The sequence below is a fragment of the Cryobacterium tagatosivorans genome, assembly GCF_004402215.1.
GTDB lineage: Bacteria > Actinomycetota > Actinomycetes > Actinomycetales > Microbacteriaceae > Cryobacterium > Cryobacterium tagatosivorans.
On record NZ_SOEZ01000061.1, the window covers coordinates 20,468 to 39,393 of the forward strand.

The window sequence follows — 18,926 nt, forward strand, 5'->3', positions numbered from 1 at the left end:
CCTACGCGTCGGTGCGGGTGACCGTGGCGCCCTGGGAGTCCACGGCCAGCATGAGCGCCTGCCACGGGGTCTCCGAACGCGCGGCGACGAGGTCCGCGGCGACGAGACGCTGGCCCGGATCGCTGGCAAGCACGAGCACGGATGGCCCGGCGCCGGAGACGACCGCTGCGAAGCCCTGGTCGCGCAGCAGCGTGATCAGCCGATCGGTCTCGGGCATGGCTGCGGCCCGGTAGCGCTGGTGGAGCTTGTCCTCCGTGCCCGCGAGGAGCAGTTCCGGGCTCTGGATCAGCGCGGCGATGAGCAGCGCCGACCGGGACACGTTGAAGACGGCATCCTCGTGGGGCACCGACTCGGGCTGGAGGCTGCGGGCGAGCGCGGTGGACATCGCGTGCTCCGGCACGAAGACCAGGGGCTTCACGCCGCGATGCACGATGAGTTTCTTGTGCCGCGGGCCCTCCGGCGTCATCCAGGCAATCGTGAGGCCGCCGAACAGGGCAGGGGCCACGTTGTCCGGATGCCCCTCCATTTCGGTCGCCAGCGACAGGAGCGCCTCGGCGTCGATGTCGACGATTCCCTCGAGCAGCCCCTTCGCGGCGACGATTCCGGACACGATGGCGGCGCCGGACGATCCGAGGCCGCGCCCGTGCGGGATCGCGTTCTGGGCGACCAGCTTGAGGCCGGGCAGGTCCTGGCCGTACGCGGCGAAGGTGTGCGCGATGGCCCGGACGACGAGGTTGGTCTCGTCGGTCGGCACCTCTCCCTCACCCACGCCGTGCACCTCGACGAGCACACCCGGAGTGTCCACGACGGTGACGTCGAGGTGGTCGTAGAGAGCCAGGGCCAGGCCCAGGGTGTCGAAACCCGGGCCCAGGTTGGCGGTGGTCGCCGGCACCTGCACGGTGACCGAACGGCCCGACAGAACCGGCCGGCCGGCCAGGGCGCTTGTCACGGTCATGCCTTGACCAGGCCCAGCACGGAAGCGATCTCGGCGGTGTCGACCGGCACGATCGTCGGCTTCACGTCCGACCCGTCCGCGGTGCGCAGCGCCCACTGGGGGTCCTTCAGGCCGTGCCCGGTGACCGTGAGCACGACGGTCGAGCCGGCGGGGATGTGCCCCGACTCGGCCCGTTCGAGCAGACCGGCGACGCTGATCGCGGAGGCCGGCTCGACGAAAATGCCAACCTCGGCCGAGAGGATGCGCTGGGCCTCGAGGATCTTCTCATCGGTGATGGCGCCGAAGTAGCCGTTGCTCTCCTCGCGGGCGTTGATCGCGAGCTCCCACGAGGCCGGGTTGCCGATGCGGATGGCGCTGGCGATGGTCTCGGGGTGGTCGACGCGGTGGCCCAGCACGAGCGGGGCGCTGCCGGCGGCCTGGAAGCCGAACATCCGCGGCAGCTTCGTCGTCACGCCGCGCACGAGCTCTTCGCTGTAGCCGCGGTAGTAGGCGGTGTAGTTGCCGGCGTTGCCGACCGGGACGATGTGGAAGTCGGGGGCGTCGCCGAGCACCTCGACGACCTCGAATGCGGCGGTCTTCTGGCCCTCGATGCGGTCGGGGTTGACCGAGTTCACCAGGTGCACCGGGTAGTTGGTGGCGAGCTCACGGGCGATGTCGAGGCAGTCGTCGAAGTTGCCCTGCACCTGGAGCAGCTGGGCGTTGTGGGCGATCGCCTGGCTGAGCTTGCCCATGGCGATCTTGCCCTCGGGCACGAGGACGACCGCGGTCAGCCCGGCGTGGGTCGCGTAGGCGGCGGCCGAGGCCGAGGTGTTGCCGGTCGAGGCGCAGATGACGGCCTTGGCGCCGGCTTCGACGGCCTTCGAGATGGCCATGGTCATTCCGCGGTCCTTGAACGACCCGGTCGGGTTCATGCCCTCGTACTTGACCCAGACCTTCGCGCCCGTGCGGGCGGAGAGCGCCGCGGCCGGGATGAGCGGGGTGCCGCCTTCGCCGAGGCTGACGATCGGCGTGGCATCCGTGATGTTCAGGCGGTCCGCGTACTCGTGCAGCACGCCGCGCCACTGCCTGGACACGGGCCGGCGGGACTTGTCTTCGCTGGACATCAGACTCCTTCAACTCTCAAAACGGATGCGACCTGGGTGACAACGGGGTTGGCCGCCAGGTCCTTGACGGTCGCGGCGAGCGCGGCCTCGGTGGCCTCGTGGGTTCCAATCACAAGGGTAGCCGTGGACGAAACGGGCGCATGGCTGGCGGTTCCCGCCTGCGCGGGGGTCATCGACTGCTCCACGAGCGCGAGCGAGACGTGGTGGTCGGCGAAGACGCTCGCGATGGTGGCGAGCACGCCGGGCTCGTCGGCGACCTCGAGGGTGACCGCGTAGCGGGTGGTCACGCTGCCGATGTCGAAGACGGGCAGGTCGGCGTGGCTGGACGCGGCGAACCCGGGCCCGCCGGCAACGTGGCGCCGGGCGAGCGACACGAGGTCGCCGAGCACGGCGGATGCCGTCTCCACTCCCCCGGCGCCGGCGCCGTAGAACATCAGGCTGCCGGCCGCTTCGGCCTCGACGAAGACGGCATTGTTGGCGCCGTGCACGGCCGCCAGCGGGTGGCTGCGGGGCACCATGGCCGGGTAGACCCGGGCCGAGACTCCCGCGCGACCCGCTTCGTCGTCCAGGCGCTCGCAGATCGCGAGGAGCTTGACGACGTAGCCGGCCTTGCGGGCCGATTCGATCTGCTCCGGTGTCACGGAGGTGATGCCTTCGCGGTACACGGATTCGAGGGGAACGGTGGTGTGGAAGGCGAGGCTGGCGAGAATCGCGGCCTTCTGGGCGGCGTCGTAACCGCCGATGTCGGCGGTCGGGTCGGCCTCGGCGTAACCGAGCTCGGTGGCCACGGCCAGCGCCTCCTCGAGGGTGTCGCCGGCGACGTCCATCCGGTCGAGGATGAAGTTCGTGGTGCCGTTGACGATGCCGAGGATGCGGTTGACCTGGTCGCCGGCCAGGCTGTCGCGCAGCGGGCGCACGATCGGGATCGCGCCGGCGACGGCGGCTTCGTAGTTGAGCTGGGCGCCGACGTGGTCGGCCGCCTCGAACAGCTCCGGACCGTGGGCGGCGAGCAGCGCCTTGTTGGCGGTGACGACATCCGCGCCCGAGTTGATGGCCATCAGGATGTAGCTGCGGGCGGGCTCCAGGCCGCCGATGAGCTCGATCACCACGTCCGCGCCGAGGATGAGGGCTTCGGCATCCGTCGTGAACAGCTCCTGCGGCAGGTCGACCGTGCGCTCGGCGTTGACGTCGCGCACCAGGATTCCGACGAGTTCGAGCCCGGCGCCCACCCGGTTGGCGAGCTCCTCCTTTTGCTCGAGCAGCAGTCGCGCCACCTGGGCGCCGACGGAGCCGCCGCCGAGCAGGGCAACGCGCAGGTTGCGGTATTCGATCATCGGAGAATGTCCTTTTGTTCGGTTGTCGAGCCTGTCGAGACCCCGTCGGCGGTCGAGCCTGTCGAGACCCCGTCGGCGGTCGAGCCTGTCGAGACCCCGGTGTCGCGCGCCAGCAGGTCCGCGATGCTCTCGCCGCGCACGAGCACGCGCGCCGCGCCATCCCGCACCGCGACCACGGGAGCCCGGCCCTGGAAGTTGTAGTTGTTCGACAGCGACCAGCAGTAGGCACCGGTCGCCGGCACCGCGAGAAGGTCGCCCGGTGCCACATCGGCGGGGAGGTAGTCGGCGTCCACGACGATGTCGCCGCTTTCGCAGTGCTTGCCGGCGACGCGCACGAGCACCGGAGCCGCGCGGGAGACGCGATCGGCGATTCGCACCGAGTAGTCGGCTCCGTAGAGCGCCGGGCGGGCGTTGTCACTCATCCCGCCGTCGACGCTCACGTACAGCCGGGTTGCCCCGCCGACGTCGACCGGCTTGATCGTGCCGACCTCGTACAGGGTCACCCCGGCCGGCCCGATGATGGCTCGCCCTGGTTCGAAGGCGATCGCAGGAACCGGGATGCCGCGGCGCCGGCACTCGGCGGACACGATGTCGGCCAGCCCCGCCGCGAGTTCGCGGATCGGGGTGGGCGTGTCGGCGGACGTGTAGGCGATGCCGAACCCGCCGCCCAGGTTGAGTTCGGGGACGGGGCCGTCGGAGAGGAGGCCGGCATGCACGGCGAGGAGCCGGGCCGCCGACTCGGCGAACCCGTCCACGCCGAAGATCTGCGAGCCGATGTGGCAGTGCAGCCCGAGGAAGCGCAGGCTCTCCTCGGCGCGGATGGCGGCGACCAGGCGAGGTGCGTCCTCCAGCACGACACCGAACTTCTGGTCCTCGTGCGCGGTTGCCAGAAACTCGTGGGTGTGGGCGTGCACCCCGCTGTTCACGCGCAGGCGCACGGCCTGGACCCTGCCGTGGCGCGCGGCGGCGGCGGCGACACGGTCGATTTCGATCGGGCTGTCGATGATGATCGTGCCCACGCCCACCCGGGTGGCCTCGTCGATTTCGGCGAGTGACTTGTTGTTGCCGTGGAAGCCGAGCCGGGCCGGGTCGACGCCGGCGGCCAGGGCCACGGCGAGCTCGCCGCCGGTGCAGATGTCGATGTTGAGGCCCTCGGCCACCATCCAGCGGGCGACCTCGGTCGAGAGGAAGGCCTTGCCGGCGTAGTACACCCGCGCCGAGGTGCCGATGCGCGCGAACTCGGCCTCGAAGGCCGTGCGGAGCTCGGCCGCGCGGCCGCGGGCATCCGTTTCGTCGATGACGTAGAGCGGGGTGCCGAACTCGGCCGCGAGCGCGGAAGCGGTCACACCACCGATCACCAGCTCGCCGTCGGCGTTGCGCGTCGTCGTCGACGGCCAGAGTCCCTCGCCGAGCGCGTTGGCGTCGCCGGGCAGGCTGAGCCAGTCGGGGGCGAGCGGATTGGTGGCCACGAGTGAAAACCTCATTGCAAGTCGAGTGTGTGTGTGTCTCACTCGGCGGCGAGCGAACCCGGATTGGTCCCTGGAGCCAGGGAGGAGAAGTCGCCGTCAACGTTGGGGGCGAGTACCGCAGATTCTAGCGAACGCGTGGTGTGCGTGCCGAATCAGCCGGCCGAGCAGGAGCCCAGGGTGGTGAGCGACTGCCGGGTGAGCATCAGCGTGCTCGACTCCAGCTTAATGCGTGCGCGCTCGGGTGTTACGTTCACCCCGGTGAGCTCGACGCCCTGCGGCAGGAACTCGGCCACGCAGATGGCGAGGGGCTTCTGGCCGAGGATGAGCGGGAGGGCGCTGGTCAGGTCGACGGAGCCGGCACCGGTTGTGAGTTCGGCGTCGGTCGGCGTGAACAGCAGGCTGTCCGCTGAGGTGCTCGGGGTCGCCGTGGCCCGGTAACCGAGCTCGAGTCCGAAGATCGCGAACGTGCCCGAGTAGCTCACCTCGCCTCCCCCCAGGGCGAGCTCGGCGTCGCCGGTGTTTCCGCCGGACGCGAGGAGGGCATTGAGCGCCTCCTCCCCGAAGTCGATGCTGCCCGTGACCGCGCCGACAGGCGTGGACTCGTAGTCCACGGGCACAACCTCGGCCACGATGTGCACGGCCGCCGAAACGCCGTCGACGGCGAACCGCGGGGCATCCAGGACAACCCGGTCGAAGCTCCCGGCGAGGTACTGGGCGATCACCGAGGCGCCGCCAATCGACACGTCGATGTCTCCGCTGGCTCCCTCGGGCAGGTTGGCCGCGATCTCGGTCGAGACGCGCTCCTCGGCGTAGGCGCGCACTCGCGCGTCGACGATGACGAAGGCGGCGACCAGCCCGAGCAGCACGACGGCCGTAATGACGAGCTCGCCGATGCCCCGGCGTTTGCCCGCCATCGCTACATCCGCTCCGGCGCCGAAACCCCGAGGAGGCCGAGGCCGTTGCGGATGACCTGGCCGGTGGCATCGTTGAGCCACAGCCGGGTGCGGTGCAGGTCGGTCACGGGCTCGTCGCCGAGCGGGATGACGCGGCAGTTGTCGTACCAGCGGTGGTAGTAGCCGGCGAGCTCTTCGATGTAGCGGGCGATGCGGTGCGGCTCGCGCAGCTCCGCGGCCAGCGCGACGATGCGGGGGTACTCCTGCAGCACTCCGAGCAGCGCCGACTCCGAGTCGTGGGTGAGCAGTTCCGGCGCGAACGCCGTGCGCTCCACCCCGGAGGTCGCCGCGTTCCGGGCGACCGAGCGGGTGCGGGCGTGGGCGTACTGAACGTAGAAGACCGGGTTGTCGTTGGTGCGCTTGCCCCATTGGTCGAGGTCGATGTCGACCTGCGAGTCGCTGCTGGAGCGCACGAGCGCGTACCGTCCGGCATCCACCCCGACGGCGTCGACGAGGTCGTCGAGGGTCACGATGGTTCCGGCGCGCTTGCTCATCCGCACCGGCTCGCCCTCGCGGACGAGGTTGACCATCTGCCCGATCAGGATCTCGTGGTGCTGCCCCGGGATGTCGCCGAACGCCTCGGTCATCGCCATCAGCCGGCCGACATAGCCGTGGTGGTCGGCGCCGAGCATGACCAGGTTCTGGTCGAAGCCGCGCTCGCGCTTGTCGAGGTAGTAGCCGAGGTCGCCGGAGATGTACGCCGGTTCGCCGCTGGAACGGATGATGACGCGGTCGCGGTCGTCGCCGAACGTGGTGGTGCGCAGCCAGATGGCGCCCTCGGACTCGAAGATGTGGCCCTGCTCGCGCAGGCGTTCGATCGCGCGCTCGACCGCACCGGACTCGTGCAGGGAGTCCTCGTGGAAGAACACGTCGAAGTCGACGCCGAAGCTGTGCAGCTTCTCCTTGATCTCGGTGAACATGAGGTCGACGCCGATCGAGCGGAAGACCTCCTGCTGCTGGTCGCGGGGCAGCGCGGCGAGGTCGCCCTCGTAGAGTTCGACGACCTTGCCGGCGATGTCGGAGATGTACGCGCCGCCGTAGCCGTCCTCCGGCGTGGGCTCCCCCAGGTAGCTGGCGAGCACGCTGCGGGCGAACCGGTCGATCTGTGAGCCGTGGTCGTTGAAGTAGTACTCGCGCGTGACATCCGCGCCCTCGGCCTTGAGCACCCGGGCGAGGCTGTCGCCGACGGCGGCCCAGCGGACACCGCCCATGTGAATGGGCCCGGTGGGGTTGGCCGAGACGAACTCGAGGTTGATCTTGATGCCCGCGTAGGCCGATCCCGTGCCGTAGCTTTCGCCGGCATCGACGATCGCCTTGGCGAGCGCGCCCGCGGCTGCCGCTTCGAGGCGGATGTTGATGAAGCCGGGGCCGGCGACCTCGACGGACGCCACGCCGGGGACCTGTTCGAGCCCGGCGGCGAGCTCGCCGGCGATCTCGCGCGGGTTGGAGCCGAGCGCCTTGGCGATCTTCATCGAGATGCTCGACGCCCAGTCTCCGTGGTCGCGGTTCCTGGGCCGTTCGAGGACGACGTCGGCGACGCTCAGTTCGATCTCGGGGCCGGCGCTGCCGGCCGCGCGTCGACGCTCGATCAAGCGGATGACGAGGTCGAACAGGGATTGAGAAAGCTCAGCAGGGGTCACGGCGATCCATCCTACCGGCCACCATCCCTGTTGGTAGGGTCAGCCCGTGACCCTCTCGCCTCTGCCTGCATCCATCCGCGCCCGCCGTGTTCGCTCCGGCTCCGCCCTGGCCACCGGGGCGCTCGCCCTGATCGTTCTCGCCGGCTGCGCACCGGGCGCCGCCCCCACGCCGAGCGCGTCGTCCACAGCCGCGCCGACCACAACGCCGGCCGCCAGCGCCGAGCCGACGCCCACCGCCACGGAAGACCCGGCCACCGCGGTCACGCTCGGTTGCGACGAGGTCCTCACCCCCGATGACGTCTACGCCTTCAACCCGAACTTCGGAGCGGCCCCGGGCTACAAGCCGGCGGGCGGCAGCGCCGCCGCGGTCGCGGTCTCCTACCAGGGAGTCGCCTGCAGCTGGCTCAACCAGACCAGCGGCGACGTGATCGAGATCTCGGTCGCCCAGCCGAGCGCATCCGTGCTGACCGACCTGAAGAATCAGGCCGTGTCGGCGAGCACCCCCGTGCCGACGTACGGCACCGGCGTCGACGTCGAGGGGTACTTCACCGCATCCGGCGGAAAGGGCGAAGCCCAGGTCTTCACCGGCAAGTATTGGGTCGTCGCCAGCTCGGTCGAGTTCGGAGAGCCCGGCGACGCCGAGCCGCTGATCGCCGCCGCGGTCTCCCACCTGCCCTAGGCTCCCGGCGCCTGCGGTGCGGTGGAGCGGCCCTCAGATGCTGGTAACGTAGTAGCGAACCTGGCCCCCATAGCTCAGGGGATAGAGCACTGCCCTCCGGAGGCAGGGGCGGCAGTTCGAATCTGCCTGGGGGCACCAGGTGTCACGTGACACGCTACTTCGGACTTTCGCCACGCTTCTCGGACAAACGATGTTTTGCGGGCGTTTGTCGTCGTTCTAAGCCATCGGGCTCTCGTGGCAGCGAGACAGTGCGGTTAGTGCGCTCGAGTCCCGCGTGCCGAATTCACGGGCGTTACACGCTGCCAACTCCGTTGTACGTTCGAGTCCGCCGCTCTGTGCATCGCAGCTGAACTCGACCGGGCAGCTGCGGTTCAGTCGCCGTCGAGAAAGTAATCTTCTCCAGGCTCCCTGTTGTCGGGCTCGTTTCGCATCGTCACAATTCGGCCCAGCTCTTCGGCGATGCGGGCCACTGCCGTCGTGTCAATCACGTCAGTTCGCACCTCTGTGAAGTACATCTCTCCTGCCTCGACTTCCGATCGGCGCACCGTAAACGGTGCGTCGCCAACGTCGATCGATAGGGAAAAGGAACTGACGATTCCAACGATCACGGTCGGCTGGCCTGCGTGGAGTGGCCACCCAGATTCGGCATCGCGAAAGTAAAGCTCGCCAAACGACTTGACGAGGTCAAGACCGGTAACCGGCGTGTCACCCTCCGTTAGATGGCGGGGCGCCGTCCAATTCGCGAACGGTTGGGAAGTGTTCAGGTGCGAGACGACCAGACTGCTATCTCCGAGGTCACACACCAGCACAGGCCCTGCATCAATCTCGAAGTACGTTCCTCGTTCTCTTCGTTTCTCCGCGGCACGTTCTGCAGCGGCCAGGTCAGTAAACAGGGGTTCTGTTGAGAAGTACTGGTTGATCGTTGTGCTGTGCCAGGCATTTCGCCTACGCGTAAGCATGTAGCCGACAGATCGTCCCGCAGAGAGAACTGGGCATCCGAGCAAGTGGTCATCCCGGTGAAGCGACACAGGCGCTATCAGCATTGGAACGTGCCGCAGTCAGAACGATGAAGTGGCCACCGGCGAGAACCGATCATGAGTGCGCCCGCTACAGGCAATGACGACGAGAATGCGCTCGTGGCCTCCGCTGTCCAATGTTTCATCTCGCTGTTTCGCAACCTACGACGCGGCCGCGGTTGCAGTGACTCGGTGAAGTGCATCGACAAGCTGTGTGACCTGAGCGTCTGTAAACAGCTCATCGGGACCCTTTGGTGCAAAATCGGTGAAGGGCGCCTCGTAAAGCAGTCGAGTTGGGACGGCACCGCGCTGGGTGAGCTGCTCGATGATTAGGTTCACGAAGGCGAGCTGGTTGCCCGTGAGGGTCGTGTCCCCCACGAAGGCGCCCAGCGCTTCGACCTCGGCCGCGCGTTCCATCCCCGCGACCGAACGAATCAGCAGACCAAGTCCCTGGGCCTCCGCAGCACCTGCCGCGATCTCGGCGGCAGTGAACCCGCCGGTTTCGGTGAGAATACGTTCAAGCTCTGCAAGGTCGAGTGCGGTGAGCTGGCGGCCAGTCCGCAGCTTGTGCAGAACGACTTGGTCTTCGTGTTCACGCAGGAATGCGAACAGCTTCTCTCTAAACCGTTCCCGATCCAGACCTGGAGTGACGATACGAGGTTCGAGTGCCTCAAACTCTCCGAGGGTGTCTTCGAAATCTGTGTAGACGATGGCCTGCTTTGACTTGTCGACCAGACGCACGAGCCCGCGAAGCCGGAGACGCATTAGCTCGAGCAGGTTGAGTGTGATGCCGTCCCACCATACGTCGCTCGCGACGGCATCGATGAGTTCGAGATTCTGCATCACGACCGGGATATTGCGTTGGTCTCCCAGCGCACTTGCGATCTCCTGAATGCGCTTCCGGGCAGCAGCAAACGCCGCGAGGTTCGCCGGGTCGCTGTCGACGACCCCCAACTGCGCACGCAACGCGAGGAGGTCAAATCGTTTCGCCTCTTCGTCGGTGTCGTTGGCGTGGACTGCCGAGGGGAGGTCGGACAGGTGATCGGCCGCGTCGTCCAGATCTGTCGGCGACGGATTCAGCCAAGTCGCGGGTTCCGCGAATCGCTCGACTTCGCGCAGGTGCCTGCGCACGAGGAAGTTTTTTCGGTTCATGCCTGCAACGATGTCGTGGAGCCCGGCCGCGAGCGATTCACGCAAAGCGACCTCGGTCGTATCCGGCGTACCAGCATTGTCGATGGCGGCGAGCCGCTTGACGCGAGCCTTGAACAGACGCTGCCTCAGGGGTGCTGTGGCGGGCGTCGGGGCAGCGCCCTCAAGGGCGGGTTCACCGTGCTGGAGCTGCCGACGCGCGAGGACGCGGTCGAGTGGGCGAGGAAGATCGCGGTGGCCTGCCGTTGCTCGCATGAACTCTGCGAGTTCATGTACGACCCGGAGAGTCAGGGAAGAAGGACCGAGATGGTTGAAGAATCATCCCGGTCCTTCCCGGAAGTGGCCGTTCGTGCCCGACGCAAACCCAGTGAACTGACGCTTCGAACAACACAGTGAGCGCCGTGTTCGCTGTCCGGGGCGTTTAGCACAGATGACTTGGGCCGTCGGATCGGCGACTTACTCCCCAAACGCCACGTTGCCGCGGCAGGCGTCGCCCGGGCTGGGCACAACATCCTTGAAGCCGTGGCTGACCCACCGTCCGTAACTCTGTACGTGCCCGTCCGTGACGAAGTCATCGTTGAACTCGGGCGGCTGGTTCTCCTGAGCGTCGGGGAGGTCCTGACCCGAATAGGCGCAAATCGAGCTCGCCTTCTCTGCGCCGGGGACCGGGCTACCGTTGCCACTGGTCTCGCCAGCCTGAGCCGCAGTGGCGCCAGCGAAAACGAGTCCGAGTGCGACGACGCACCCTATTGTCATACGTTTCATGAGTCTTCCCTTCAATAAGAGACGGCCCGCCTGGCGTCGGGTGAGCCAGCGTCCCGCCCCGCCTTCCCCCACATTCGGGAAAAGTACTCCTCGGGGACTGCCGGGACAAGGGACGAAGGGAAAAGCAGAGAGATTCCGGCTGGCTCCAGCAGTAATTTCGGTGTCGGGCGTGACACATTCGCCTCGAGCTACGTCCTATTAATGGATACGCCGGACCGCCGTGGTGGAGGCGCCACGAAACAAAGGTTCACTATGGACGCCGTCACCTTGGCCGGGCGCTCTCCGGAGGTCTCCGAAGCCGGCGCACCGCGCCTCCGCGGACGCTACCGATTGCAGGAAATGATCGGTCGAGGCGGCGCGGGGTCTGTCTACCGCGCCCGGGACGAAACACTGGGGCGCGACGTCGCGGTGAAGGTCTTCGAGGCGTCCGCGACAAACGAGAAGGAGATACGTCGCCAAGAAGACGAGGTGAACCTCCTGGCGAGCCTGAGCCACCACAGCCTCGTTACCCTGCTGGATGCGGGCGTCGACCGCACGGATGCGGCCCGGCCGCGGGTCTACTTCGTCATGGAGCTCGTCACGGGCGACGATCTCAAGGTCCAGCTCGAGGGGGGCTCCCTCACCGCTCGCCAGATAGCGCACATCGGCTTCGACCTGGCCGAAGGCCTGCAATACATTCACCATCGGGGTGTTGTGCATCGAGACGTCAAGCCGGCCAACATCATGCTTGTCGACTACGGCCAGGGCGGCGCACGGTACCGCGCGAAACTGACCGATTTTGGCATTGCCCTGGTCGGCGCCATCGAGCGCCGCGACACGGACACCGTGACGACGGGCACGGCCGCCTACCTGAGCCCCGAACAGGCGCGGGGACAGATGCTGGGGTCGCCCAGCGACATCTACTCGCTGGGGCTCGTTCTCCTCGAGTGCTTCACCCGCACCGTCGCGTTTCCCGGCGACCCGATCCCGTCGGCACTGGCCCGGCTCCGCAGCGATCCGCCCATTCCGCCTGGCATCGCCTCGGAATGGAGGGCGCTGCTGGCGGCCATGACTGCTCGCAATCCGGAGGACCGTCCCTCCATCCACGATCTGGTCGTGGCGCTTCGCCAGCTGGTTGCTGCCGAGACCGGTCGGCACAGGGATGTGGTTGCCTCTCCCGAGCCGTCGACCGAGGCGGCCCGCATGCTCGCGGTCGAGCGCTATCGGCTGCCGGAGGCGCCGGCCGACGGTGCTTTCGACCGCGTCACGGCGATCGCCGCCCGCGTGTTCTCCGTTCCGGTCGCGCTCGTCACGATCGTCGATCACGATCGGATCTGGTTCACGTCGCACCACGGTCTCGAGATCGACCACATTGACAGGCACCCCGGGCTCTGCGCCTCGGCAATCCTGGATGACGTGCCCTGGGTCGTCGAGGATGCCCGGTTCGACCCCCGGACACTGGCCAACCCCCTCGTCGCCGAGGATTTCGGCCTGCAGTTCTACGCCGGGGTGCCCTTGCGCACGCGGGACGGACACAACCTCGGCACGCTCTGCGTGCTCGACTTCGAACCGCGTATGGCGACGGAACAGGAACTCGCCACCCTCGGCGACCTCGCCGCGATTGTCATGAGCGAAATGGAACTGCGCCTCGAGAGCCGGCGGTCCGTGGCGGCGCTGACGAAGACGAACCACCCGGGAACTTCCGGTTCGTGACCGACGAGTGATGGGCAGGTCGGTAGGCTCCATCGAACAGGGGGCATCAAGTGAGAGCGAAATACGACATAGGCATGCTGCTGAGAAGAACCACGAGCGTGTTGCGTTCGATGGGTCAGGTTTTCCTCACGGTGGTCCTTGTTTTGGCTGACGTGGTGGGGTCGGGACCCGTTGGCGGGGCATCGTCGTCCGCGTTTCCGCCCGTGGTGTTGCCGGGACGTGAGACCAAGCCCTATGAGAGTCCGCTTGGCGGAGCGAAGGAGGACAGATGACCAGCCCTGAACTTCGTGGATGGCCCGCGAGCGACCGCAGATTCAGCCGCTCGGAAGTGTCGGCGGTCGTGGGAAGCGGTGACGCGGTGTGGGAGCGCGTCACCAGGGATGTGCTCCGCTGGCGGGTGAAGACGGAGAGCGGGTTTGCCGTGGACTCAACCCGTCCGGTGTCGCGAGGCGACCGCGTGGTCGTCACGGCACGACTCTTCAACGTGACCGTGCTCGAGCCGGTGGAGGTCGTGTCCGTCGTTGAGGAGTCAGACCGGGTCGGGTTCGCGTACCGCACCCTGCCAGGGCACCCTGTCAGCGGCGAGGAGGCGTTTATCGTGCACCGTCACGGCCACGAGGTACGTCTCACAGTGCGCTCGCTCACCCGGGCGGCACCACAGCAGCCTTGGCGAGCCCTCTACCCACTGCTTCGGATCGCGCAGCGAATCGCGCGCGGGCGCTACCTTCGCTCGCTCAGCTGATCTGAGGGCGCGATCCGGGAGATCGCGCACCCGAGTTGCCCTCGCCACCTCGCTCCCGTCAGACTGGAGGTACCGGATCGCAACTGAGTCTTCCGCCTGCGGCTGAGGAGCTCACCATGACTGAACCGAACGATGCACGCGTCGGCCTCTATATCGACTTCGACAACATCGTCATCTCGCGCTATCAGCAGCTGCACGGGCGCAATGCCTTCCAGCGCGACGGCATCCGCGATTTCGACAAGTCGAGCCGGGATGCCGACCCCGAGATCGCCGCGAAGCTCGCCGCCGCGACGGTCGACTTCAACGCCATCATCGACTTTGCCGCATCATTCGGCACCCTGGTTGTCAACCGCGCGTACGCCGACTGGTCAGTGCCCGTCAACGCGAGTTACCAGCGGCAGCTCATGTCTCGAGCGGTGGACCTGACCCAGCTGTTCACCACGACCACCAGGGGGACCAAGAACGGGGCCGACATCCGCCTGGCCGTCGACGTGGTCGAAGACCTCTTCCAACTGCCCGATCTGACCCACGTGATCATCATCGCCGGCGACTCCGATTACATCGCCCTCGCCCAGAAGTCGAAGCGGCTGGGTCGCTACGTCGTCGGCATCGGCGTCGCGGGCTCGACGAGCACCTCGCTTGCGGCCGCGTGCGACGAGTTCGAGGACTACGATTCGCTGCCCGGAATCGACAAGTCCACCGCTACCGCCGCTGCCGCCGGCGCGGAGAGGCCCAAGGCGAGCAAGAAGGCCGCGGAACCTGCCGACGCGGCACCCGACACGGCACCCGACACGGCCCCCGAGGCCCGCAAGCTCACGACGATTCCCATGTTCTCGCACACCGAGGACACGCAGTCCGACGAGCCAGAGGCCGACGACAACATCGACCCGCAGACACTGGGCACGGAACTCCTCGTGCGCGCGCTGCAGATCGGTCACGCCAAGGGCGACGCCGACGAGTGGCTCAACACGGGCACGATCAAGAACCAGATGCGCCGAATGGACCCCTCCTTCAACGAGAAGCCGCTCGGCTTCCGTTCCTTCACCGATTTTCTGTCCTCGCGCGGCGACCTGGTCGAGCTGGACGAGGACGGCCCGCAGCGGCTCATCCGGCTGCGCCCCACGGCAGACAGCCGACGCTAGGCCACGGGCCACCGGTCGGCTTGGCCAGGTCGGTATTCACCGTTTGACCTCAGGTCCCCGGCCTCGACGAGGCCCCGCGAGGGCGCTCGCTGGCGGAGGTCGTGACCGATGCACCGGCCAATCGCGAGCGGAGGGTGCGGCGTGCCCGGGAGTACCGAGCGCGGGCGGCCTCCGCTCGAATGCCGAGCACGGTGGCTGCCTGGGTGATGGTCAGTCCCTCCAGACAACGAGACAGACCAGCTCCTGATCGCGCAAGGAGAGCGTGGCGAGCGCGGTGATCGCGTCGTCGTCCGTGGACTCGGGGGCGATCGGCCGGTGCTGGAGTTCCTCGCGGAGCCGGGTTGCGAGCGAGAGTTGACGCACGCGTCCTCGCCGGTGGGCGGCAAGGACAAGGTGAGCGATCCCATAGCTCCACGCGCGTCGCTCGCCGTGTTCGCTGGGGAGACGGTCGCGTCGTCGCCAAAGAACCAGGAGGGTCTCGGAGAGGCAGTCGGCAGCGTCCTCGCTGGGGATCACGCGGCGTGCGAAGTATCCGAGCAGCTCGTGGGCGATCGAACGGATGAAAGCCTCAGTGTCGTCGGCATCGGCGTGCGAAGGAACCGGCGCAGCTGTCTCCGTGGTCGCAGGAATCATCGCTTCCCTCCCCCCAGGCGCTCTCCACAGGATTGCATATCGAATGCCTGATGGACGGTCTTGACGTCACCGTCGTGCGCGGCGGCAGCGAAGCTCAGGAGAGCGTCGGTGACGCCCCCGCCGTCGTGGGCGACCATCGAAGGGAAGTTGCCGGTGTCGCCAAGCCAGGTGGCTGCGCGATCCTCGCGTGCTGCGTCGGAAGCCAGGTGGGCGGTGAGCCAATCACCGGTCCAGGCACAGATCGCAAAGTTCTCGTAGGTCTGAGTCATCAGACCCTCCTGGGCGAGGCCCTCTCCACCTGCGTCCAGATCGAGCTTCGCGAAGATGCGGGAGACATCCGCGATCGCGGCCTCCCGGGGAACTCCCTTCGGCAGAGTCAGGTAGTCAGGGTATGCCTCGATGACGATCTGGGGGGCGTCTGGGGCGCCGAGGTCGATCCACTCGGTGTCGTCTACCTCGGTACTCGTCGAGGGGTCGCCGAACTCGCCGGTGCGGGCGAGCCAGGAGGTGAAGGCGGCCGCTGGGACAGCGACGCCCACGCCGGCGAGCGCGATGAGACTGCCCACCAGAACTCGGTGTGCGCGAGAGAATGCACGAAACCGCCCCCGCCGCCGCGGGTTTCGCTCCATAGCCGAGCGCACCTGCGGATCCTCAAACAGAAGGGCCAGGGCCACGGTCTCGTCGTGCACCCCGTCGGGGAGCCGCAGCTGTCCCAGCGCGCGGATCCGCGCTTCCGCATTGTCTGTCGAATCGTCCATACCTCTTCATGTCGCGCGTGGTACGAAACGTGACAGATCTCATGCAACCCAGCGGCGAATGCGGCGGCGGATCGGCACACCGGCGCGGTACGGTCCATCTTCATTGCGCGAGAGTAGAGTCCGCCCCATGCGCACACCGTGGTCACGACTGCTAATTCTTGGATCGGCCGTGGCTCTGGTGTCGGCGGTCAGCGCGTGTGCGTCCTCCCCTCTCCGACTCGTCACGTCTGATTCATCGACGCTGAGCGGCATGGAAGCGCTGCTCCGGGGCACATTGGCAGTCGACGGAGACGGCTGCGTGCGGGCGGAGACGGCCGGAGGGCCGGTGAGTCTGGTCTGGCCCAAGGGGTACACCGCCAGAGGCGATTCAACGTCCTTCGAAGTGCTTGACGCCGGCAAGAACGTCGTGGCGCGTTCGGGGGCACCCCTTGCCATGGGCGGCGGCGGTATTGACTCCTTCAACGACACGTGGACCGAACGCGACTGCGCCAAGGGCAAACTCTGGATGGTCGGAACCCTCGGAACAGACTGACAGCCGAGGAATCCATCATCTGAGGAAACGCCCTCGGGTCAGGAGTGCCTTCCTTCCCTGATGGTGGATTGGGTGAGTGCGACGCGAAGCTGCTCGGTCGTGGGAAGTCCGGCGAGACCCTGGTCGGTGTAGACCCGGCAGGCCAGATCCGTCGTGCGGTCCCCGCCGGGGAACGCATCGATCCCGTTGACCAGGATGGTTGGCGAGCCGGCGAAGGGAACCCGCGCAGCGTCCTCCGGAGATGACAGAAGCCGGTATTCGACGGTGGAGTCGAGCGCGCCGACTGCCGCGAGTGCGATGCGCGCGCGTCGGCTGGCCTCTTCCCAGTTCGCGCATTCGCCGATGCGGAGTATTTCAATCTTCATCGAGGGATTCGAGCGGGCGCGCTGGTCGTTGCTCACCTCCACCTCGCTGGGGCAGCCGAACGGCTCCCGGGTCCACGCATCAAAGGATTGGCCTCTCGTACGGTCAGCATGCATAAGCGAAATGTGACTTCAGCCATAAACCTAAGCGCCGGAAGGCCCCGCGCTCTGCGATCTGGGACGCACAAGACCCAATTCGACGGCCGAGGGTCTGTGGATTTTCTTCTCTGGCGGAGAAGAATCGCAAAAGTTCTGCCCCGATTCCCGGAGAAGACCCGTACTTCTTGCCGCAGTCTTCATTTAGCGGCCGATACCGGGCCGCCGATTCAGCCGTCCCGGCACAGCACAACTCCCACGTCGAAGGAAAACAAATGACCATCTATCAGGACGATACCGAGGCCATCGAAGCTCTGAAGCATGCGTTCGGAAGCAGCTGGGACGCGATCGACCCGGAGTCGGTCGCCCGTATGCGCGCACAGAACCGCTTCAAGACTGGCCTGGAGATCGCCCAGTACACCGCCGACATCATGCGCAAGGACATGGCGGAGTACGACGCCGATTCCTCCGTCTACACCCAGTCGCTGGGCGTCTGGCACGGCTTCATCGGCCAGCAGAAGATGATCTCAATCAAGAAGCACCTGAAGACGACGAACAAGCGCTACCTCTACCTGTCCGGCTGGATGGTCGCCGCGCTGCGGAGCGAGTTCGGTCCGCTCCCCGACCAGTCCATGCATGAGAAGACGGCCGTCCCCGCGCTGGTCGAGGAGCTCTACACCTTCCTCCGCCAGGCCGACGCCCGCGAGCTGGACCTGCTCTTCACCGCCCTGGATGATGCCCGCGCCGCCGGCAACGACGCCAGGGCCGCGGCGATCCAGGACCAGATCGACAACTACGAGACCCACGTCGTGCCGATCATCGCCGACATCGACGCCGGTTTCGGCAACCCCGAGGCGACCTACCTCCTTGCCAAGAAGATGATCGAGGCCGGTGCCTGCGCCATCCAGATCGAGAACCAGGTCTCGGACGAGAAGCAGTGCGGCCACCAGGACGGCAAGGTCACCGTTCCCCACGAGGACTTCATCGCAAAGATCAACGCCGTGCGTTACGCGTTCCTCGAGCTCGGCATCGACAACGGCATCATCGTCTCCCGCACCGACTCGCTCGGTGCCGGCCTCACGCAGAAGCTCGCCGTGACCTACCAGCCCGGAGACCTGGGCGACCAGTACAACTCCTTCCTCGACGTCGACGAGATCACCGAGGCAGAGCTCGGCAACGGGGATGTCGTGATCAAGCGCGATGGCAAGCTCCTGCGCCCGAAGCGCCTGGCCAGCAACCTGTTCCAGTTCCGTCAGGGAACCGGCGAGGCCCGCTGCGTGCTCGACAGCATCACCTCGCTGCAGAACGGCGCGGACCTGCTCTGGATCGAGACCGAGAAGCCGCACGTCGCCCAGATCGCCGGAATGATGAACGAGGTGCGCAAGGTCATCCCGAACGCCAAGCTTGTCTACAACAACAGCCCGTCGTTCAACTGGACGCTCAACTTCCGCCAGCAGGCCTATGACAACCTGCTCGCAGAGGGCAAGGACGTATCGGCCTACGACCGCGCCAAGCTCATGAGCGTCGTCTACGACGAGACCGAGCTCGCCCAGATTGCCGACGAGAGCATCCGCACGTTCCAGCGCGACGGCTCTGCCGAGGCCGGAATCTTCCACCACCTCATCACCCTGCCGACGTACCACACGGCCGCGCTCTCCACCGACGACCTGGCCAAGGGGTACTTCGCAGACCAGGGCATGCTCGCCTACGTGAAGGGCGTGCAGCGTCGCGAGATCCGCGAGGGAATCGCCACGGTCAAGCACCAGAACATGTCCGGATCCGACATCGGTGACAACCACAAGGAGTACTTTGCCGGCGAGGCCGCGCTGAAGGCGGGTGGCAAGAACAACACGATGAACCAGTTCGAGGAGCCGGTTTTGACAAGCCACTAACACGACAGGCCCGT

17 protein-coding genes and 1 tRNA gene are annotated in these 18,926 nt (G+C 66.9%); 7 read left to right on the forward strand and 11 right to left on the reverse strand.

What is annotated here, in order from left to right; all coding sequences use genetic code 11:
- Position 1: 1 nt before the first annotated feature.
- The 6 genes from thrB to argS form a co-directional block, all read right to left on the reverse strand.
- Entirely contained in the window at positions 2-955 is a 954-nt protein-coding gene (gene thrB / locus E3O23_RS12810; protein WP_134491582.1) for a homoserine kinase, read from the reverse strand.
- Positions 952-2,058 carry a threonine synthase gene (gene thrC / locus E3O23_RS12815; RefSeq protein ID WP_420897670.1) on the reverse strand — a complete coding sequence of 369 codons (1,107 nt, stop codon included), beginning with the start codon at positions 2,056-2,058 and terminating at the stop codon, positions 952-954. The genes thrB and thrC overlap by 4 nt, the downstream gene beginning before the upstream one ends.
- Positions 2,058-3,392, reverse strand: a complete 1,335-nt coding sequence (locus E3O23_RS12820) for a homoserine dehydrogenase (RefSeq protein WP_134491583.1) — start codon at positions 3,390-3,392, stop codon at positions 2,058-2,060. The genes thrC and E3O23_RS12820 overlap by 1 nt, the downstream gene beginning before the upstream one ends.
- Positions 3,389-4,861 (reverse strand): diaminopimelate decarboxylase, encoded by a 1,473-nt coding sequence (gene lysA / locus E3O23_RS12825; RefSeq protein ID WP_420897671.1) that lies wholly within the window; start codon positions 4,859-4,861, stop codon positions 3,389-3,391. The genes E3O23_RS12820 and lysA overlap by 4 nt, the downstream gene beginning before the upstream one ends.
- A 152-nt stretch (positions 4,862-5,013) precedes the next feature.
- The gene (locus E3O23_RS12830) at positions 5,014-5,775 is read right to left on the reverse strand and encodes an LmeA family phospholipid-binding protein (RefSeq protein WP_134491586.1); all 762 of its coding nucleotides are present in this window, start codon (positions 5,773-5,775) and stop codon (positions 5,014-5,016) included.
- Between the two features lie 2 nt (positions 5,776-5,777).
- Positions 5,778-7,454 carry an arginine--tRNA ligase gene (argS, locus tag E3O23_RS12835; RefSeq protein WP_134491587.1) on the reverse strand — a complete coding sequence of 559 codons (1,677 nt, stop codon included), beginning with the start codon at positions 7,452-7,454 and terminating at the stop codon, positions 5,778-5,780.
- Positions 7,455-7,500: 46 nt separating this feature from the next.
- Here argS and E3O23_RS12840 point away from each other — a divergent pair, with 46 nt between their 5' ends.
- On the forward strand, positions 7,501-8,133 hold the full coding sequence (locus tag E3O23_RS12840) for an iron ABC transporter ATP-binding protein (RefSeq protein WP_134491588.1): 633 nt from the start codon (positions 7,501-7,503) through the stop codon (positions 8,131-8,133).
- Positions 8,134-8,196: 63 nt separating this feature from the next.
- A tRNA-Arg gene (locus tag E3O23_RS12845) sits at positions 8,197-8,271 on the forward strand.
- A 233-nt stretch (positions 8,272-8,504) separates the two neighbouring features.
- Here E3O23_RS12845 and E3O23_RS12850 read toward each other — a convergent pair.
- Entirely contained in the window at positions 8,505-9,092 is a 588-nt protein-coding gene (locus tag E3O23_RS12850; protein WP_134491589.1) for a hypothetical protein, read from the reverse strand.
- A 219-nt stretch (positions 9,093-9,311) separates the two neighbouring features.
- Positions 9,312-10,553, reverse strand: coding sequence for a type I restriction-modification enzyme R subunit C-terminal domain-containing protein (locus tag E3O23_RS12855; RefSeq protein WP_134491591.1), 1,242 nt, complete (start codon positions 10,551-10,553; stop codon positions 9,312-9,314).
- Positions 10,554-11,315: 762 nt separating this feature from the next.
- Between E3O23_RS12855 and E3O23_RS12870 the strand changes: the two genes are divergently transcribed.
- The 3 genes from E3O23_RS12870 (at position 11,316) to E3O23_RS12880 (ending at position 14,639) form a co-directional block, all read left to right on the forward strand.
- Complete coding sequence (locus tag E3O23_RS12870) at positions 11,316-12,755, forward strand: protein kinase domain-containing protein (RefSeq protein WP_166790501.1); 1,440 nt, start codon at positions 11,316-11,318, stop codon at positions 12,753-12,755.
- 268 nt (positions 12,756-13,023) lie between these two features.
- Positions 13,024-13,497, forward strand: coding sequence for a DUF1990 family protein (locus E3O23_RS12875; RefSeq protein ID WP_134491595.1), 474 nt, complete (start codon positions 13,024-13,026; stop codon positions 13,495-13,497).
- A gap of 116 nt (positions 13,498-13,613) precedes the next feature.
- Positions 13,614-14,639 (forward strand): NYN domain-containing protein, encoded by a 1,026-nt coding sequence (locus tag E3O23_RS12880; protein ID WP_134491597.1) that lies wholly within the window; start codon positions 13,614-13,616, stop codon positions 14,637-14,639.
- A gap of 210 nt (positions 14,640-14,849) precedes the next feature.
- Here the strand turns inward: E3O23_RS12880 and E3O23_RS12885 are convergent, their stop codons facing one another.
- Together E3O23_RS12885 and E3O23_RS12890 are read right to left on the reverse strand one after the other, a co-directional pair.
- Positions 14,850-15,272, reverse strand: coding sequence for an RNA polymerase sigma factor (locus E3O23_RS12885; protein WP_134491599.1), 423 nt, complete (start codon positions 15,270-15,272; stop codon positions 14,850-14,852).
- Entirely contained in the window at positions 15,269-15,838 is a 570-nt protein-coding gene (locus tag E3O23_RS12890; protein ID WP_166790502.1) for a hypothetical protein, read from the reverse strand. Before E3O23_RS12890 ends, E3O23_RS12885 begins: the two co-directional genes overlap by 4 nt.
- 442 nt (positions 15,839-16,280) lie before the next feature.
- Here E3O23_RS12890 and E3O23_RS12895 point away from each other — a divergent pair, with 442 nt between their 5' ends.
- Positions 16,281-16,562, forward strand: a complete 282-nt coding sequence (locus E3O23_RS12895; RefSeq protein ID WP_134491603.1) for a hypothetical protein — start codon at positions 16,281-16,283, stop codon at positions 16,560-16,562.
- Between the two features lie 38 nt (positions 16,563-16,600).
- On the opposite strand, the gene E3O23_RS12900 is transcribed toward E3O23_RS12895, so the two are convergent.
- Positions 16,601-16,927, reverse strand: coding sequence for a thioredoxin family protein (locus E3O23_RS12900; protein ID WP_134491605.1), 327 nt, complete (start codon positions 16,925-16,927; stop codon positions 16,601-16,603).
- Between the two features lie 368 nt (positions 16,928-17,295).
- Between E3O23_RS12900 and E3O23_RS12905 the strand changes: the two genes are divergently transcribed.
- Positions 17,296-18,912 carry an isocitrate lyase gene (locus E3O23_RS12905; RefSeq protein ID WP_134491607.1) on the forward strand — a complete coding sequence of 539 codons (1,617 nt, stop codon included), beginning with the start codon at positions 17,296-17,298 and terminating at the stop codon, positions 18,910-18,912.
- Positions 18,913-18,926 lie beyond the last annotated feature (14 nt).

Excerpts from the sequence above, each read along its gene's own strand:
- thrB (WP_134491582.1), bottom strand. The coding sequence starts at position 955 with ATGACCGTGACAAGCGCCCTGGCCGGCCGGCCGGTTCTGTCGGGCCGT.
- thrC (WP_420897670.1), bottom strand. The coding sequence starts at position 2,058 with ATGTCCAGCGAAGACAAGTCCCGCCGGCCCGTGTCCAGGCAGTGGCGC.
- E3O23_RS12820 (WP_134491583.1), bottom strand. The coding sequence starts at position 3,392 with ATGATCGAATACCGCAACCTGCGCGTTGCCCTGCTCGGCGGCGGCTCC.
- E3O23_RS12830 (WP_134491586.1), bottom strand. The coding sequence starts at position 5,775 with ATGGCGGGCAAACGCCGGGGCATCGGCGAGCTCGTCATTACGGCCGTC.
- E3O23_RS12850 (WP_134491589.1), bottom strand. The coding sequence starts at position 9,092 with ATGCTTACGCGTAGGCGAAATGCCTGGCACAGCACAACGATCAACCAG.
- E3O23_RS12855 (WP_134491591.1), bottom strand. The coding sequence starts at position 10,553 with ATGCGAGCAACGGCAGGCCACCGCGATCTTCCTCGCCCACTCGACCGC.
- E3O23_RS12870 (WP_166790501.1), top strand. The coding sequence starts at position 11,316 with ATGGACGCCGTCACCTTGGCCGGGCGCTCTCCGGAGGTCTCCGAAGCC.
- E3O23_RS12875 (WP_134491595.1), top strand. The coding sequence starts at position 13,024 with ATGACCAGCCCTGAACTTCGTGGATGGCCCGCGAGCGACCGCAGATTC.
- E3O23_RS12880 (WP_134491597.1), top strand. The coding sequence starts at position 13,614 with ATGACTGAACCGAACGATGCACGCGTCGGCCTCTATATCGACTTCGAC.
- E3O23_RS12885 (WP_134491599.1), bottom strand. The coding sequence starts at position 15,272 with ATGATTCCTGCGACCACGGAGACAGCTGCGCCGGTTCCTTCGCACGCC.
- E3O23_RS12895 (WP_134491603.1), top strand. The coding sequence starts at position 16,281 with ATGGAAGCGCTGCTCCGGGGCACATTGGCAGTCGACGGAGACGGCTGC.
- E3O23_RS12900 (WP_134491605.1), bottom strand. The coding sequence starts at position 16,927 with ATGAAGATTGAAATACTCCGCATCGGCGAATGCGCGAACTGGGAAGAG.
- E3O23_RS12905 (WP_134491607.1), top strand. The coding sequence starts at position 17,296 with ATGACCATCTATCAGGACGATACCGAGGCCATCGAAGCTCTGAAGCAT.